The organism is Sphingomonas sp. 22176, assembly GCF_052045505.1.
GTDB lineage: Bacteria > Pseudomonadota > Alphaproteobacteria > Sphingomonadales > Sphingomonadaceae > Sphingomonas.
This window is the reverse complement of record NZ_JBQEPL010000005.1, coordinates 112,724-128,765: the sequence shown is the minus strand read 5'-3', so window position 1 is coordinate 128,765 and position 16,042 is coordinate 112,724. Positions and strand designations below refer to the sequence as shown.

Sequence of the window (16,042 nt, the reverse complement as noted above, 5' to 3'; positions counted from 1 at the left end):
ACCCACGCGAGCCTCTGCGACCTTCGGGCGCGCGCAACGAGATGCGCATGACTGCTGGGGTGACGAATGACACTGCTTCGCGGCCTGATTCTGGGGCCCGCCCTGATGTTCGCGGCGCTGCCCGCCCGCGCGCAGGAAGACCTGCGCATCGAGGGCGACTGGACGCACTCCGCCAGCGGCATGACCTTCCCCGAGCGGCTGGGGAACGCGCTGCGAACCCGCATCCACGCCTATGATGCCGAGCAGCTCGACGTCAGCGCCGGCTATTCGCTGCGTCGAGGCGGCGAGCTCGGCTTCGTGACGCTGTACGTCTACCCAGCCACCCCGGATCGCGATTGCGCCGAATCGTTCGCCGAGATCGAGCGCAACGTCGCTCAAAACTATTCCGACGTGAAGCTGGTGGCGCAGGATCGCTGGCCCTCGCCCTCCGGCCACACCCCCGATGTTGCCTATCACGCCCACTTCAACATGACCGGGACGCTCGATGGCAAGGAGCAACCGTTGACGTCCGAAAGCTATCTGTTCTGCCCGGCCGGCGGCACCTGGCTAGTGGCCGCGCGCGCCAGCTGGGCGCGCTCGGCGAAACTGGAAGGAGCGTTCGTCGAGCTTCTGCATGGCTTGGACTGGCCGCTGCAACTGGACGACGCGCGAGCGACGCCTTCACCCGAGAAATAGGCTTCGTTCGGCCAGTCCCTCTCGTCCACGATCGGCGTCGCAGGCATTACAGCTGCCGACATTGTCTCATAAGCGAACAGCATTCTTACATATGTGAGAAATTTGTTCAGCATAAAGAACTTCTTGGCGTTGTAAGATCATATCCCCCTCCCCTAAAGCCCGATCAGCGGGCCGGGCTCCGGCCTGCTCGAACAGGGGGGATACAAGGATGAAACCAGCGCAAGGAGGGTCGCCCGAGCGCATCTATGGCATGGACGTTTGGCGTGGCGCACTGTTGACCACGGGACTGATCGTTCATTGTGCCGCGCTCTCGGACATCACCGCGTTCAACATGATCGAAGACGCATCCCATCTGTGCAGGATGGAGGCGTTCTTCACGATTTCCGGTTTCTTCGCCGCGCTGACGATCGGCAAGGCGGAGCCCGCCGACTGGATTCGACGCCGGCTGGTGATGCTGCTGGTGCCGCTGGCCGTGGGGCTGGCCGCGGCGGTGCCGCTGTCGCACGTCCTGATCGCCGATCTCGCGAAGCAGCCCGGCTTCATGGGGGGCTATCTCCCCTGGCAGCCCAGCGACTGGCACATGCACATGTGGTTCCTGATCGCGCTCGCGCTCTACGTACCGCTCACCTTCGCGCTGCAGGCCCAGGACCGGCGGGTAGAGGCGTTCGGGCGCTTCGCTGCGCGCCGGCCGCTTTCTACCGTTGCCGCGCTCTGGGTGGCAGGGCTAGGCGCTTCGCTGGCGATATGGGCAACGGGCAAGGCGCTGCACGTGGTGGGATTGCAGTCCATTGCCTTCCTGCTGCGCCAGACCACCTATTTCTGCTTCTTCTACGCGCTGGGCCACGCCGCGTTCCGGGTGCAGGCGGTGCGTGATCTGCTCCTGTCCCCGCCCCGTGCGGTCTACGCGGTCGCGGTGATGCTGGCGATCCTCGATCTCGCGGCGGTCGCAGTGATCGCCGACGGCAAGCTGCGGATGCTGATCTTCTTCGTCGCGCGGCCAATCGTCGGTTTTGCCGTGACCTCGCTGGTGTTCCGAAGCGCCTTCTCGCTGCGGCACTGCCACAAGTGGCAAGCGGACCTGTCGAACGCCAGCTACACCATCTATCTGCTGCACGTACCCGCGATCCTGGGGCTGCTGTGGCTGCTCTATCCCACCGGCATCGGCCCGTGGCAGGCGATGGCTGTCATTGCACCGGTCGCGCTGCTGATCCTGTATTACTTCCACCTGCTGGTCGTGCGCCGATCCAGCCTGTTGCTGCTGCTGCTGAACGGCCGGCGCAAGGCGACGCGCAAGACGGCGACGGCACGCTGACAAAAAGAAAGCGCGCGGGTCTCGTGACCCGCGCGCCTTCTGTTGGATAGCCCGTTGGAAGGATCAGGCGGCGCTGCCGGCCTTTTCCTTCTTGGCGTAGATGCGAACCGGCTCCTTGCGGCCCTCGACCACGTCCTTGTCGACCACCACTTCGTCGACACCGTCCATGCTGGGCAGATCGAACATCGTGTCGAGCAGGATGCCTTCGAGGATCGAGCGCAGACCACGCGCGCCGGTCTTGCGCTCGATCGCCTTCTTCGAGACGGCGGTGAGCGCGTCGTCGGTGAAGCCGAGCTTGACCGCCTCCATGTCGAACAGCTTCTGATACTGTTTGACCAGGGCGTTCTTCGGCTCGGTCAGGATCTTGATCAGCGCCTCGACGTCGAGGTCTTCGAGCGTCGCGATCACCGGCAGACGACCGACGAATTCAGGGATCAGGCCGAACTTGAGGAGATCCTCCGGCTCGGTCTGGCGCAGCAGCTCGCCGGTGCGGCGCTCGTCGGGTGCGGCGACATGCGCGCCGAAGCCGATAGACTTGCCCTGCAGACGATCGCCGATGATCTTCTCGAGGCCCGAGAAGGCGCCGCCGCAGATGAACAGGATGTTGGTCGTGTCCACCTGCAGGAATTCCTGCTGCGGGTGCTTGCGGCCACCCTGCGGCGGAACGCTTGCAGTCGTGCCTTCCATCAGCTTGAGCAGTGCCTGCTGCACGCCCTCGCCCGACACATCGCGCGTGATCGACGGATTCTCGGCCTTGCGGCTGATCTTGTCGATCTCGTCGATGTACACGATGCCGCGCTGCGCCCGCTCGACGTTGTAGTCGGAGGCCTGGAGCAGCTTGAGGATGATGTTCTCCACGTCCTCGCCGACATAGCCGGCTTCGGTGAGCGTGGTGGCATCCGCCATGGTGAACGGCACGTCGAGGATGCGCGCCAGCGTCTGCGCCAGCAGCGTCTTGCCGCAGCCGGTAGGGCCGACGAGCAGGATGTTCGACTTGGCGAGCTCGACATCGGCACCCTTGGCGCCGTGGTTCAGCCGCTTGTAATGGTTGTGCACCGCGACCGAGAGGACGCGCTTCGCCTTCTTCTGGCCGATGACGTAATCGTCGAGCACGTCGCAGATTTCCTGCGGCGAGGGGACGCCCCCGTCCTTCTTCGATACCAGCGAGGACTTGGTTTCCTCACGGATGATGTCGTTGCACAGCTCGACGCATTCATCGCAGATGAACACGGTCGGGCCGGCGATGAGCTTGCGCACCTCGTGCTGGCTCTTGCCGCAGAAGGAGCAATAGAGCGTGCTCTTGGAGTCACCGCCGCTGAGCTTAGTCATTCAATCCATCCTTCGCGCCTCGGGCGCGTAACGCTCGCCTGCCATCCTACACGCAGGCGAAATTCCGGCAATCCATAAATCGCCCCGCCCGCCTGACGTTCCATGCACCGGGAATCATCAGGCGGCCGAGGATAGGGATATAGTGTTAATTTGCCGCTGCCGCATCCTCGCTCGGCACCGGGCGCTTCTCATACACCTCGTCGACGATGCCGAAGGCCTTGGCCTCCTCGGCTTCGAAGAACGAATCGCGGTCCATCGTCGTCTCGATCTTCTCGATCGGCTGGCCGGTATACTTCGCATAGAGCGCGTTCATGCGCGCGCGGATCCGCAGGATTTCCTTGGCCTGGATCTCGATGTCGGACGCCATGCCCTGGGCACCGCCCGAGGGCTGGTGAAGCATGATGCGGGCATTGGTCAGCGCCACGCGCAGGCCCGGCTCACCCGAGGCGAGGAGGAACGAGCCCATCGACGCCGCCTGGCCGATGCACACCGTGCCGACGCGCGGACGGATATACTGCATCGTGTCGTGGATCGCCATGCCCGCCGTAACCACGCCGCCCGGCGAATTGATGTACATCCAGATGTCCTTCTTCGGATTTTCCGATTCGAGGAACAGCAGCTGGGCGGTTATCAGCGAGGCCATATGGTCTTCGACCTGGCCGGTGACGAACACGATCCGCTCCCGCAGGAGGCGCGAATAGATGTCGAAGCTGCGCTCACCGCGGCTCGACTGCTCGATGACGATGGGAACGAGTGCGCCGGTAACGGGATCGATGGTCATCTGACCGGAAAGCGGATGCATGTGGGATGATCTCGTGGTTGTTTATTGCCCGCGACTACATCGGCGCTCCGGCTGCCCAGCGCAAGAGGGGCTTTGCCGGAGCGGCGGGCTCAGGCCGATTGCAACGCCTCGGCCCCCTGCCCGGCTCGCTGGATGCGTTCGAGCACTTCCGGCGCGGTGGCGAAGGCCTGCAGCGCAGCGTCCAGGCTAGGCATGCGCTGACTGGCGAGCGGCACATGGCGAGGACGCGCGGCCTTCCAGCCGAGCGTGGCGCCGGGGATCGCATCGACGAGCCGGGCCGGCAGCCCGCAGGCTTCGGCTACCCACATGGCAAAGTCCGCCCAACTCACCGCCCCGCCGTTGGCGAGGTGCAGGATTCCGCTCGTTCCGTCGATCAGTTCGTCAAGCACAGCGTTGCAGAGGTCGGGCACATAGGCGGGCGACACGATCTGGTCCTCCGCCGCCGCGAACCGCCGCCCCGCCGACAACGCCTCCACCGCGTGAACCGCGAAGTTATGCTGGTCCCAGGGGGAAAAGAACGCCGCCGTCCGCACGATCAGGTGACGACCGGAAAGGGCGCCGATCGCAGCCTCCATCGCCGCCTTGCTGCGGCCATAGGCACCGAGTGGAGCGCAAGTATCTGCTTCGGTGTACGGCCGGTTCAGCGCTCCGTCGAACACCAGGTCGCTGGAGAAACTGACCGTCGCGATGTCGTGCGCGGACGCCGCTATCGCGAGCGCGGTCGCGCCCAGGCAGTTGGCGGCGAAACACGCCGCCTCGTCGTCCTCCGCGTCGTCGACGCGCACCCAGCCGGCGGCATTGATCACCGCCCAGGGCCGATGCTTTTCGAGCGCGGCGGTGATCGAGGCTTCGTCGCTCAGGTCGAGCATTCCGCGATCGGTGAGGACATGGGCGAGCCCGCGGACCTCGCAGCTACGGGCGAGCGCCTGCGCCAGCGTGCCGGTCGCGCCGGCGATCAGCAAGGGGCGCCGCGATCCCGCCTTCCTTCCAGGGCGCGTGCGGGGCTCGGGATGCGGCCTGGGATGATGGGTCACGCGCAGCGCGCGCCGCCACCACCCGGCACCGTCGAGCGCGGGATGGTCCTGCCGCTCGCCGCGGGCCAACGCCTGTAGCAGCGGCACCATCGCCGTCGGCCGAGGCTCGCCTCCACGCATATCGAATACCCCGGGCTCATACACGCCCGGCGCGGTGAGCAGCGTGTTCCAGCCCGAGGCGCCGAACAACGACCAGGCCGTCACCGCCTCCACCTCGACGCCGTCGCCGCGCGCGGCCTCGGCATCGTCCCACGCGTCCCGCATCCAGCGCATCTGCTCCTCGCGGGTGCAGCCGTTATGGACTTCGGTGATCGCGATCGGGATGCGGTAGCGCGCCCAGGCTTCGGCCAGCGCGTTGGCAAGTCCGTCCGGCGCCGGGTCGAGTACCCGCACCGCCTCGGTATCGACATAGGCAATGCTGCCGTTGCCCCCGTGCATCGCCGGCGGATAGGCAGAGACATTCTCGTCCAGGAATCTGTCGCTGGTGAGATAATGGTTGATGCCGATCACGTCCGGCGGACAGGGCGCGTCGGCGAGCATCTCCAGCTTCTCGGCAAGTCCGAAACCGGCCAGCCGCTCCCACAGCGCATGGCCGGGGACGACGCGGCCGCACAGCAAGTCCCACCCCATCCAGCGCCGGTCATTATCGAAGGCGACCTGCGCCTGCGTGCCGGGTGTGCCATAGGTCTTGCCGAGATCGTCGGTCTGGATCAGCCGCGCGTCCGGCCGCACCGCCCGCACCGCCGCCATGGCGCAGACCACACCTTCGACCTGGTGGACCAGCGCTCGCCAGAAGCTGCCCTCGTCGCGGGCGTGCGGATACCAGTGGCCATAGAGCGCAGCGAACCTGGCGGTAGTCAGCGGTTCGTTCACCGGCGTCCAGTCCGCGATCCAGGGGTAGCGTTCGGCGACGCGCGCCGCATAGTCGCCCAGCTTCACGCCGAAATCGGGATCGAGCAGATCGGTGCGCCGCGGGCCGCTGCCATGATGGACCAGTCCGGCGATCGGCCGCATGCTGCGTTCGCGGATCCGCGCCAGCCGGCTGTCGGTCCATGTCCAGTCGCAGCGGCCTGGATCGTCCGGGCAGACGCGCTCCCACAGCAGCGGGAAGCGCAGTGCCGCCACGCCCAAGGCGGCGACGCGATCCAGATCCTCCAGCCGATCATGGTGTCCGGTCTCGATCATCTGGTCGCGGAATTGGTCCCCGACCCGGTTCACGGTGCACTCGGCACCGCCCCAGAGTTCGAGTGGCGGCATGGGCGCGCTCATCGACGCCCCCGGCGGCAAAGCGCCGCTCGCGACCAATCTGGGTTAGTCGGCCGGCTCGGCTCGTCGCAAAAGCGTCCCACCTCCCTCCGAAGAAGCGCGTAGCGGGTACATCCGCAATTCACTTCTCCGCCTATAAAAATCACATTGTTATCAAGGGTTGTGAAACGATGTCGGGACGGGTGTTGACGGAGTTCGAGGCGATGGCTGGTCGTTGGACGGAAACCGAAGCGAAAGCGTGGTTCGCGCAGCAACCCTGGGCGATGGGTTGCAACTTCACGCCCTCGAACGCGATCAACCAGCTCGAGATGTGGCAGGCAGCCACGTTCGACATCGCGGCGATCCACGCCGAGCTGGCACTGGCGGCCGACGTCGGCATGAACGCGGTGCGCGTGTATCTGCACGACCTGCTCTGGGCCGAAGACCCGCAGGGCTTTCTCAAGCGCATCGACACGCTGCTGGCCGTGGCGGAGGGATATGGCATCCGGGTGATGCTGGTGCTGTTCGATTCCTGCTGGCATCCCGATCCGGCGCTCGGGCCGCAGCCGGCGCCGACGCCCGGCGTGCACAATTCGGGCTGGGTGCAGTCGCCCGGCATCCCGGCGCTGCGCGATCCCGCCCAGCGGCCGCGGCTGGAGGGCTATATCAAGGGCGTGGTCGGCCGTTTCCGCGCCGATCGCCGCGTGCTCGCCTGGGATATCTGGAACGAGCCGGACAACGGCCCGGAAGTCTCGCTCTGCGACGCCGGCGAGCTTGGCGCCAAGGCCGATCTGGTGCTGCCGCTGCTGGTCGACGCGTTCGACTGGGCGCGCAGCATGCGTCCCGTCCAGCCCCTCACCAGCGGCATCTGGCTGGGCGACTGGTCGTCGCCCGAGCTGCTCACGCCGCTGCAGCAGGCGCAGACGGGTCTGTCGGACGTGATCTCGTTCCACAATTACGGCACCGCCGAGGATTTCGCGCAGCGGATCGACTGGCTGAGCGTGTTCAACCGGCCGATGTGGTGCACCGAATTCATGGCGCGCCCGGCGGGGAGCACCTTCGAGGCGATCCTGCCGGTTGCCAAAGCCAAGCATGTGGGTGCCTTCTGCTGGGGCCTGGTGCGCGGCAAGACGCAGACCCACCTGCCCTGGGCGGCCTGGGAAAACCCGAATCTCGCAGGGCTCAAGGACAAGTGGTTCCATGACATCTTCGACGCCGGCGGCGTCCCCTATGACGATACCGAAGTCGAGTTCCTCCGTCTGTTGCGCACGCTCGACGACAAGGCGCCGCACTGGCCGATTATCGCGGTAGAGAAGGGCAAAGACCGCCCGAGCGCATCTGATGGCTCGGCGAAGGCGGCGTAACGCGCCAAACGCACCTCCCGCCTTCAATCCCCCCCTCCCGCAAGCGGGAGGGGACTTGCGGGCGGGAGCATTCAATCACTCCGCCAGCGCCGCGGCCTTCAACGGCGCGGGCTCGCGCTCCTCGGCGATGTGGCGGCGGTAGGTGGCGAGCGCCTGCCCCACCACCTGGTCCATATTGTAGTAGCGGTAGGTCGCCAGTCGGCCAACGAACAGCACGCCCTGGGTCGCCTCGGCCAGGGCCTCGTACTGCTTGAACAGCGCCTGGTTCTCCGGCCGCGGGATCGGGTAGTACGGGTCCCCTTCCGCGCTGGGATACTCATAGGTCAGGCTGGTGTTCGGCGCCTGCTGGCCGGTCAGGTGCTTGTACTCGGTTACCCGGGTGTACGGCACCGTCTCGTCCGGATAGTTCACCACCGCCACCGGCTGCGCCCATTCGCGGTCCTCATGGACATGCTCGAAATGCAGCGAGCGGTAGGGCAGCTTGCCGAAGCGGAAGTCGAAATATTCGTCGATCGGCCCGGTATAGACGATCTGATCGAAGCTGAACCGGCGCTTCGCCTCCTCGAAGGTCACGCCCAGTTCGAGGTCGATGTTCGGATGATCGAGCATCTTGGCGAACATCGCGGTAAAGCCGTCGCGCGGCATCGCCTGGAAGCGATCGGTGAAATAGCGGTCGTCGGTGTTCGTGCGGGTCGGCACCCGCGCGGTGACGCTCTTGTCGAGCTCCGAGGGATCGATCCCCCATTGCTTGCGGGTATAGCCCTGGAAGAAGGTCTCATAGAGCTCACGCCCTACCGCCGAGATCACCACATCTTCGGAGCTGCGGATCACCGTCACCGGCTCGGCACGCGCCGCCAGGAAGTCGGCCGCCTCTTCCTCGGTTTCCAGCGAGAGGCCGAACAGCGCGTTCAGCGTCGTCCGGTTGATCGGAATCGGCACCAACTGCCCACGCACCTCGGCGAGCACACGGTGTTCGTACTGCCGCCACTCGGTGAAGCGCGACAGATACTCGAAGATATCCGCGCTGTTGGTGTGGAAGATGTGCGGGCCGTATTGGTGGATCAGGATCCCGGCCTCATCCTTGTGATCGAAGGCGTTGCCGGCGATGTGCGGGCGCTTGTCGATCACCAGCACGCGTTTGCCGGCATCCGCCGCCAGCCGCTCGGCCATCACCGATCCTGCAAAACCGGCGCCCACCACCAGATAGTCGTAGTGGTCGCTGCGCACCGGCTTGAGCAGCGGCCGATCGGGCTCGGCCACTTGGAGGATCAGCCCCAGCATCCGCGCCGCGACCTGATCCCAGCTCTGCTCGGCAAGCAGCGTGTCCGCCTCGATGCGCCAGGCGTCGCCGGTGCGGCGCAAGGCCAGGGCCTGGTCGCAGGCGTCGACGAACGCCGCCGCGCCATCGGCCACGAACACACCCGCGACGTCGCCATAATGGCGGATCACGTCGACGATCGGCGTCGAGACGACCGGCAGGCCCGCCGCGAGATATTCAGGCGTCTTGGTCGGGCTGATGAAGCGTGTCGCTTCGTTGATCGCGAACGGCATCAGCGCCACGTCCCAGCCGCCGGCATAGAGCGGCAGCTCGGCATAGCTCTTCGAGCCCAGCCAGGCGATATTGGGCCGCTGCGGCAGCTCTGCCGGATCGATCTTCACCACCGGGCCGACCATCACGATCGTCCAGTCAGGCCGCGCATCGGCTAGCGCGGCGATCAGCCCGAGATCCATCCGCTCGTCGATGACGCCGTAGAAGCCGAGACGCGGGCGCGGCAGACCGGCCTGGTCGGCGACATCCTGCACCAGCGCGCGCCCTTGGGCGAAATGCGCGGAATCGACGCTCGACGGGAAGGGATGCACCGACGCATGGCTCTCGCGCTTCGCTTCGTAGAGGCTGTAGCCGCCGGTGAAGACGAGGTCGGCCAGGCCGAACAGCTCCTGCTCCAGCGGCATCAGCTCGGGCGGGGCGAAGCGGAAGTTCTTGAGCTCGTCCATGCAGTCATAGACGGTGCAGGCCGCAGCCAGATGCCGCGAGAAGGGCAGCATCATCGGCGTGTAATACCAGCGGATCAGTTGCGCGCCGACGCCCGCGACATGATCGTCGAGCAGCGCACGCAGCGCCGCCGTCCGCGCATCGCCGCCCATGCTGCCCGGCAGATGGGGCACGGCAACCGTCACCCCTGCCCCTTCGTCGCGCAGCTCCAACCACGGCGTAGGGCTGTCGTCGTCGATCGGCTCCTCCCAGAACAGCACGTCCATGTTCCGCGCAAAGCGTGTCATGAGATGCTGGGGTCGCTGGAAGACAAAGTTCCAGCGAAGATGCGAAAAGCAGATCAGCGCGAAGTTGCTGCTGGGGCGCGTGGTGGCGGCATGGTTTTTCAAGGACGGTTTCCCTGTTGCGGTTAACAGAGACAACCCGCCCATGCTTCCTGCCGTTCCAAGACGACAGCAACAATTCTTTCTAAATCAGCATGATGCAAGTTAATGCAATTTAGTGTGCAGCAGGCATTGCGGGCGGCACCGAAGTACCGCCCGCCTTGTGTTCAGGCCGCGTCGACCATCACGATCTCGCTGTCTTCGATCGCGGTGATCTTCACCACTTCGGCATCCTTAATCGCTGCGCCGTCGCGGGCATTGACCCGCACGCCGTCGATTTCCACCGCGCCGGTGGCTGGCACCAGATAGGCGCGGCGATCGCTGCCCAGCGTGTATTCCGCGGTCTCGCCGGCGCGCAGGGTCGCGCCCACGACCCGAGCATCCGTGCGGATCGGCAGTGCATCGCCGTCGCCCTCGAAGCCGCTCGCCAGCACCACGAACTGGCCGGCACGATCGGTCTTCGGAAAGGGGCGCGTGCCCCAGCTCGGCTTCTCGCCGCCGCGGGTCGGCTGGATCCAGATCTGGAAGATGCGGGTGGTCTCGTCTTCCTTGTTATATTCCGAATGCGCGATGCCGGTGCCCGCCGACATCACCTGCACGTCGCCGGCGACGGTACGGCCGTGATTGCCAAGATTGTCCTGGTGGGTGATGGCACCGTCGCGGACATAGGTGATGATCTCCATGTCGCGGTGCGGGTGCGGCGGGAAGCCGGACTGCGGCGCGATCGTGTCGTCGTTCCACACGCGCAGATTGCCCCAGCTCGTCCGGGCCGGATCATAATAGTTCGCGAAGGAGAAATGGTGCTTTGCGTCGAGCCAGCCATGGTTGGCGCCGCCGAGGCTCGAAAAGGGGCGAAGTTCAATCATCTTGGGTCTCCCTGTGAGGGTGCGCCGGGCTGCGGCGCCGTTTCGATGACCGGGATATAGGCGGGCTCGACTTCTCCAATCAGTCGGATAAGTTTGGCGCAAACGTTCCAGGAATTAGAAATGTCAAACCCCGGCACCCCCACCTTCGACCAACTCCGCATCTTCCTCGCCGTGGTGGACAGCGGCAGCTTTGCGGGCGCAGGCCGCCAGCTCAACCGCGCGGTTTCCGTCATCAGCTATGGCATCGCCAATCTCGAGGCGCAGCTGGGCGTGCTGCTGTTCGACCGCGAGGGCACCAAGAAGCCCCGCCTCACCACTGCGGGCGAGGCGGTGCTGGCCGAGGCGCGGACGGTGGCGCAGGGCATCGACGGGCTGCGCGCCAAGGTGAAGGGCCTGCTCGACGGGCTGGAGGCGGAGGTGAACCTCGCCGTCGACGTGATGCTGCCCACCCGTCGGCTGGGCGAAGTGCTCCGCGCCTTCCGCGCCGAATTCCCGACCGTGACGCTGCGGCTCCATGTCGAGGCGCTGGGCGCGATCACCAGCCTGGTGCTGGACGGCAAGGCGGTGCTCGGGATTTCCGGGCCGCTGGCGCAGGGCGTGAACGGCATCGAGTGCGAGGCCGCGGGATCGGTGCCGATGGTGCCGGTGGCGGCGCCCGATCACCCGCTCGGCCGGATGAACCCGATCCCGCCCGGTGCGGGGCGCGACCATGTCCAGCTGGTGCTTTCCGACCGCTCGCCGCTCACCGCCGGCCGCGACTTCGCGGTGATGAGCCCGCGCACCTGGCGATTGGCCGACCTGGGCGCCAAGCACGCATTGCTCCGCGAAGGCATCGGCTGGGGCAACATGCCGCTGCCGCTGATCGAGCCCGACCTCGTCGTCGGCACGCTGGTGCGGCTGGCGATGCCGGAGAGCCCCGGCGGCATGTATCGGTTCGGCGCGATCTGGCGGCGGGATGTGCCGCCGGGGCCGGCGGCATCGTGGCTGCGGGCGCGCTTCGTCGACGTGGGGCGTGCGGACGCGGATCTGGACGGGCTTGGCGAGGCCTAGGCCGGGATCGCATCGCGTACCTGCAGCGGATGAAGGAGTGCTGTGCAGACGGGTTGCCGCCGACCGAAGTTTAGGAAGTTTAGGCCCGCGCGCGTTTCGACAGCTCGTTTGACAGGGCTGTTGGGGGACGCAAAGTTTACGAAGTTTAGGCTCGTGCAGATTTGCGCGCCCACGTCACCTGGGTAGAGCGCCCGAGACGTGCCGCCTCGCGCGCGGAAGGACGATATCGAACGCGATCAAAGAGCGACCGCCCAGAGGCGGCGGGGCGGAAACATATGGGGAACAATGCAGCGGGCGCAAGGAGGGCACTGCTGGGCACAGGCGAGTATCGCCGTGATCGACGGAACGCGACGGACTTCCGCATTTTCGCTCTCGGGGCGCGCGAAATCCGCCGCTCAGATCGATGACGCGGTGATATAGGCCCCAATCGCGATCACCACGCCGGCAAAGCCACGTTCGAGCAGCCCTTTGCGGTTGCCAAGAACCTTGCCCAGCGAAATGCCGACGATCGTTCCGACGATACCGCCTGTGACGAGCAGCGCGGTCACGCCCCAATCGACCAGACCCGACAGGGCGTAGGAGGTGGCCGTGGTCAGACCCAACGCGCTCACGACGACCAGCGACGTGCCGATCGCGAAGGGCAGCGGCATCGCGGTCGCTAGAATCAACCCCGGCACGATCAGGAACCCGCCCCCGATCCCGAAAAAGCCGGCGGCAAGCCCGACACCCAGCCCGATCGGCACCAGACGCGGCAGCAGCGTCGCCGCGCTGTCGCGGGTCAGGCGCACATCGGGCGCTTCCGCCGTGCGACGCTTGCGCAGCATCGACAGACCCACACCGATCATCAGCAGCCCGAACAGGACGAGCAGTCGCTTTCCGTCAAACGCCTTGCCCAGCTCTGCCCCCAACGCCGCACCGATCATCCCCGACAATGCGAAAACGCTGGCACACCGCCACTTCACACGGCCGGCACGGGCATGGCCGATCAGGCTGGCCAGGGCGTTGATCGTGACGGCGACGGCGGCCGTCCCGATCGCAGCGTGCGGCGATCCAACCCCCACGACATAGAGTAGCAGCGGCACGGCGAGGATCGACCCGCCCCCGCCGACCAGGCCGAGGATCAGACCGATCACGCCGCCCGATACAAGACTGGCAAGGGTTGTAGCGGCGTCCATGATTGCCTCAGGCCGCCGCTCGCCGGTTCCACGGCATGACGCGCAGCAGGTTGGCCATACCGCACCATCCGGTCACGCCGGCGAACACCAGCCCCGCCCCGACGAACGCCGACAGCCCGAAGAAGCCAGGGGCGACGAACATGCCGAGCAGCACGCCGGTCAGCACCAGGGCACCGGCCGTGATCTGGACCTGCCGCATGATTTCCAGCGGCTGGGATCGATCGGTGACGGTAGGATGCCCAGCCTGCCGCCACGCATCGATTCCGCCTTCGAGAATATAGGCCGGCGCACCACCCGCTGCCTCGCCGAGCTGTACCGCATTGACGGCGGTTCGCATCCCCGATTTGCAGTGGAAGACCACCGGCCCGCCGTCGCACTGCAGGTCGCGGAGCCGATCGAGCGGCACGTTGATCGCGCCGGGAATGCGCTCGCGCGCGTGTTCGTCGGACCCGCGAATGTCGATCAGGCGCGCACCGGCATCGATCGCAGCGCGCGTGTCGGCGGGGGAAAGGGGCGCAAGCGTCATCGCGTCATTCCTTGCAGTAGAGCTGGTAGAGGGTGGCGAGCAGCGTTTCGACGCGTGCGTCGGCAATGGCGTACCAGAGCGTCTGGCTCTCCCGTCGGAAGGTGACGAGGCCTTCCTCGCGCATCTTCGCGAGATGCTGCGAGCAGGCAGACTGCGACAGCCCCACGTCGCGCGCCAGATCGCCGACCGTAACCTCGCCATGCTCGACCAGTTTGCACAGCAGCATCAGCCGACGCGCATTGCCGATCGCCTTCAGCGTATCGGCAACCTGTCGGGCCTTCGCCTCGAACTTCGCCAGGTCCATCGGCGGTTTGAGCATCGTCGCTACTCCATTAGGTATTGCTTATGTAGTACTGTCTAATATATTAGCAAGCGCTACCGGAGAAAATCATGACCCAGCCCTTCATCGAGGCATTTTTCGACGAGCCGACGAACACGATCAGCTACCTCGTCGGCGATCCCGCGACCCGAACAGCGGCGGTGATCGACCCGGTGCTCGACTTCGATCTGGCGAGCGGCGTCGCCGATACAGGCTCGGCCGAACGAATCCTCGCCTTCGCCAGCGCGCAGGACTGGCGAATCGCGATGATGCTGGAGACGCACGCCCATGCCGATCACCTGTCTGCCGCCCCCTTCATCAAGGCGCGCACCGGCGCATGGATCGGGATCGGCGTGCATATTCGCGACGTGCAGAAGATCTTCCGCCCCGTCTTCGCGATGGACGACCTCAAGACCGACGGATCGGACTTCGACCGGCTGTTCGATGATGGCGACCGCTTCGCGATCGGGGCGCTGGACGTAGAGGTGCTGCACGTCCCCGGCCATACGCCGGCCGATGTCGCCTATCGGATCGGCGATGCGGCCTTTGTCGGCGATACGCTGTTCATGCCGGACTATGGCACCGCCCGCGCCGACTTCCCGGGTGGGGATGCCCGCACGCTCTATCGGTCGATCCGCCGACTGCTGGCGCTGCCTGACGCGACCCGGCTGTTCCTGTGCCACGATTACAAGGCACCGGGCCGCGACGATTATCGGTGGGAGACGACGGTGGGTGAGCAACGTCGATCGAGCGTCCATGTCCATGATGGCGTGAACGAGGATGCGTTCGTCGCCATGCGGGAGCAGCGTGATGCTGGGCTATCCGTACCCAAGCTCCTGCTGCCCTCGATCCAGGTCAACATCCGCGCGGGTCATTTCGCTGAGGCCGAAGCCAACGGCGTTACCTATCTGCGTATCCCCGTGAAGTGGAAGGATGGGTAAGGGCTGCCGCGTTTGGCTATCTCGTTCGAGACACTCGCGAATGGCGGCTCTGGTTCGAACCCGCCGTTCGGCGAGGTCGCTGCGGGTGGCTGGTCCGCCCCAGCCCCCGACTTTACGGCCGCTCAAGTAAACGGGCGCTTTTGGGATTAGGGACCGATTACGATGGCGTCTGCGTTTCGGGCGAAACCCGCCCTCACCCGCGTCCGCCAGCTAGAACAGCACCGCCCCGCCCGCGACCAGCCGCAGGTCCGGCGAGTTGTGGTTCAGCCCGGCGACCGCCAGCAGATCGAGCTGCAGCACCTTGGTCGGCTTCCACGCGGTCGACAGCGCCGCGAGGGCATGGGTTTCATGCCCCTCGGGATCATTGTCGCGCTCCAGCGAGAATTCCGCGGTCGTGGTCACCTTTTCGCTGAGCTTGTAGCGCAGGCTGGTGATGCCGCTGACCGCGAAGTGCCGCCCCTGCCCGCTTTCGTTGGCGGCGGCATCGGCCTCGCCGGTAAACGCCACGGCGAGCTTCTCGGTCAGATCATATTGCACCGGCACGATCGCGCCCGCGGACCAGGTGCCGTCGCCGATCGGCGACTTTCCGGTAGGCGCGGTCACGAAGCCCTCGACGCCCGCGGAAAACGGCTTGCCCTTCTCGCCCGCGAGATGCTGGCGGATCGCGAAGCGCAGGTCGCCGGTGCCGGTCACCCGGTCAATTGCGCCGCCGGCCTTGTCACGGGTGCGGTCCTGGCCATAGCCGGTCCAGCCCAGCTGCACCTCGGTCTTCGAGCCGACGCCCGCGCGTACCAAGAGGTCGGCGGTGACGATCCGGTCCTCGCGCTGGTCGGCGGTGTCGTCGCGCTCCCAGTCGACGAACGAGGCCTCGACATGGACGCGGCCCGGCTCGGTGGTGCAGCTCGATCCGCCGATGCTCGGCCGGGTCGGGCAAAAGCGCGGATCATCGTCCGCGAAGGCATTGCCCGCCGCGAGCAGTGCCGTCGCGACGCCAAGGATGCGTGCAGTTCGAGTCATGTCGTTCCCCC

At 66.1% G+C, this 16,042-nt stretch carries 14 protein-coding genes; 5 read left to right on the top strand and 9 right to left on the bottom strand.

Annotation, left to right across the window (positions count from 1 at the left end):
* Positions 1–66 precede the first annotated feature (66 nt).
* Positions 67–675: a hypothetical protein gene (locus ACTJKY_RS16575; RefSeq protein ID WP_440847215.1), complete on the top strand. Its 609-nt coding sequence runs from the start codon at positions 67–69 to the stop codon at positions 673–675.
* A 208-nt stretch (positions 676–883) separates the two neighbouring features.
* Positions 884–1,987, top strand: a complete 1,104-nt coding sequence (locus ACTJKY_RS16570; protein ID WP_440847214.1) for an acyltransferase family protein — start codon at positions 884–886, stop codon at positions 1,985–1,987.
* A 63-nt stretch (positions 1,988–2,050) separates the two neighbouring features.
* Here ACTJKY_RS16570 and clpX read toward each other — a convergent pair whose 3' ends face one another.
* The 3 genes from clpX to ACTJKY_RS16555 all read right to left on the bottom strand — a co-directional run bounded on the left by clpX (position 2,051) and on the right by ACTJKY_RS16555 (position 6,421).
* Positions 2,051–3,316: an ATP-dependent Clp protease ATP-binding subunit ClpX gene (gene clpX / locus ACTJKY_RS16565; protein WP_064311561.1), complete on the bottom strand. Its 1,266-nt coding sequence runs from the start codon at positions 3,314–3,316 to the stop codon at positions 2,051–2,053.
* 145 nt (positions 3,317–3,461) lie between these two features.
* Complete coding sequence (locus ACTJKY_RS16560; RefSeq protein WP_010543021.1) at positions 3,462–4,118, bottom strand: ATP-dependent Clp protease proteolytic subunit; 657 nt, start codon at positions 4,116–4,118, stop codon at positions 3,462–3,464.
* An 89-nt stretch (positions 4,119–4,207) separates the two neighbouring features.
* Positions 4,208–6,421, bottom strand: a complete 2,214-nt coding sequence (locus ACTJKY_RS16555) for a family 1 glycosylhydrolase (protein WP_440847213.1) — start codon at positions 6,419–6,421, stop codon at positions 4,208–4,210.
* Between the two features lie 200 nt (positions 6,422–6,621).
* Here ACTJKY_RS16555 and ACTJKY_RS16550 point away from each other — a divergent pair, with 200 nt between their 5' ends.
* Complete coding sequence (locus ACTJKY_RS16550) at positions 6,622–7,761, top strand: cellulase family glycosylhydrolase (protein ID WP_440847212.1); 1,140 nt, start codon at positions 6,622–6,624, stop codon at positions 7,759–7,761.
* Between the two features lie 75 nt (positions 7,762–7,836).
* On the opposite strand, the gene glf is transcribed toward ACTJKY_RS16550, so the two are convergent.
* Together glf and ACTJKY_RS16540 are read right to left on the bottom strand one after the other, a co-directional pair.
* Positions 7,837–10,041 (bottom strand): UDP-galactopyranose mutase, encoded by a 2,205-nt coding sequence (gene glf / locus ACTJKY_RS16545; RefSeq protein ID WP_440847211.1) that lies wholly within the window; start codon positions 10,039–10,041, stop codon positions 7,837–7,839.
* 263 nt (positions 10,042–10,304) lie between these two features.
* On the bottom strand, positions 10,305–11,003 hold the full coding sequence (locus ACTJKY_RS16540) for a pirin family protein (protein ID WP_121077857.1): 699 nt from the start codon (positions 11,001–11,003) through the stop codon (positions 10,305–10,307).
* 120 nt (positions 11,004–11,123) lie between these two features.
* Here ACTJKY_RS16540 and ACTJKY_RS16535 point away from each other — a divergent pair, with 120 nt between their 5' ends.
* Positions 11,124–12,053 (top strand): LysR family transcriptional regulator, encoded by a 930-nt coding sequence (locus ACTJKY_RS16535; RefSeq protein ID WP_440847210.1) that lies wholly within the window; start codon positions 11,124–11,126, stop codon positions 12,051–12,053.
* A 395-nt stretch (positions 12,054–12,448) separates the two neighbouring features.
* Here the strand turns inward: ACTJKY_RS16535 and ACTJKY_RS16530 are convergent, their stop codons facing one another.
* The 3 genes from ACTJKY_RS16530 to ACTJKY_RS16520 are packed head-to-tail and all read right to left on the bottom strand — an operon-like array spanning position 12,449 to position 14,073.
* Positions 12,449–13,228 carry a sulfite exporter TauE/SafE family protein gene (locus ACTJKY_RS16530; RefSeq protein ID WP_440847209.1) on the bottom strand — a complete coding sequence of 260 codons (780 nt, stop codon included), beginning with the start codon at positions 13,226–13,228 and terminating at the stop codon, positions 12,449–12,451.
* Between the two features lie 7 nt (positions 13,229–13,235).
* Positions 13,236–13,754 carry a rhodanese family protein gene (locus tag ACTJKY_RS16525; protein WP_440847208.1) on the bottom strand — a complete coding sequence of 173 codons (519 nt, stop codon included), beginning with the start codon at positions 13,752–13,754 and terminating at the stop codon, positions 13,236–13,238.
* Between the two features lie 4 nt (positions 13,755–13,758).
* Positions 13,759–14,073: an ArsR/SmtB family transcription factor gene (locus ACTJKY_RS16520; protein WP_440847207.1), complete on the bottom strand. Its 315-nt coding sequence runs from the start codon at positions 14,071–14,073 to the stop codon at positions 13,759–13,761.
* A gap of 71 nt (positions 14,074–14,144) precedes the next feature.
* Here ACTJKY_RS16520 and ACTJKY_RS16515 point away from each other — a divergent pair, with 71 nt between their 5' ends.
* A complete protein-coding gene (locus tag ACTJKY_RS16515; protein ID WP_440847206.1) occupies positions 14,145–15,014 on the top strand; it encodes an MBL fold metallo-hydrolase in 870 nt (289 codons plus the stop codon).
* 210 nt (positions 15,015–15,224) lie between these two features.
* Here the strand turns inward: ACTJKY_RS16515 and ACTJKY_RS16510 are convergent, their stop codons facing one another.
* Positions 15,225–16,031 carry a transporter gene (locus ACTJKY_RS16510; RefSeq protein ID WP_440847205.1) on the bottom strand — a complete coding sequence of 269 codons (807 nt, stop codon included), beginning with the start codon at positions 16,029–16,031 and terminating at the stop codon, positions 15,225–15,227.
* Between the last annotated feature and the right edge of the window lie 11 nt (positions 16,032–16,042).

Coding starts and splice junctions, on each gene's coding strand:
- ACTJKY_RS16575 (WP_440847215.1), top strand. CDS start 67: ATGACACTGCTTCGCGGCCTGATTCTGGGGCCCGCCCTGATGTTCGCG.
- ACTJKY_RS16570 (WP_440847214.1), top strand. CDS start 884: ATGAAACCAGCGCAAGGAGGGTCGCCCGAGCGCATCTATGGCATGGAC.
- clpX (WP_064311561.1), bottom strand. CDS start 3,316: ATGACTAAGCTCAGCGGCGGTGACTCCAAGAGCACGCTCTATTGCTCC.
- ACTJKY_RS16560 (WP_010543021.1), bottom strand. CDS start 4,118: ATGCATCCGCTTTCCGGTCAGATGACCATCGATCCCGTTACCGGCGCA.
- ACTJKY_RS16555 (WP_440847213.1), bottom strand. CDS start 6,421: ATGAGCGCGCCCATGCCGCCACTCGAACTCTGGGGCGGTGCCGAGTGC.
- ACTJKY_RS16550 (WP_440847212.1), top strand. CDS start 6,622: ATGGCTGGTCGTTGGACGGAAACCGAAGCGAAAGCGTGGTTCGCGCAG.
- glf (WP_440847211.1), bottom strand. CDS start 10,041: ATGACACGCTTTGCGCGGAACATGGACGTGCTGTTCTGGGAGGAGCCG.
- ACTJKY_RS16540 (WP_121077857.1), bottom strand. CDS start 11,003: ATGATTGAACTTCGCCCCTTTTCGAGCCTCGGCGGCGCCAACCATGGC.
- ACTJKY_RS16535 (WP_440847210.1), top strand. CDS start 11,124: ATGTCAAACCCCGGCACCCCCACCTTCGACCAACTCCGCATCTTCCTC.
- ACTJKY_RS16530 (WP_440847209.1), bottom strand. CDS start 13,228: ATGGACGCCGCTACAACCCTTGCCAGTCTTGTATCGGGCGGCGTGATC.
- ACTJKY_RS16525 (WP_440847208.1), bottom strand. CDS start 13,754: ATGACGCTTGCGCCCCTTTCCCCCGCCGACACGCGCGCTGCGATCGAT.
- ACTJKY_RS16520 (WP_440847207.1), bottom strand. CDS start 14,073: ATGCTCAAACCGCCGATGGACCTGGCGAAGTTCGAGGCGAAGGCCCGA.
- ACTJKY_RS16515 (WP_440847206.1), top strand. CDS start 14,145: ATGACCCAGCCCTTCATCGAGGCATTTTTCGACGAGCCGACGAACACG.
- ACTJKY_RS16510 (WP_440847205.1), bottom strand. CDS start 16,031: ATGACTCGAACTGCACGCATCCTTGGCGTCGCGACGGCACTGCTCGCG.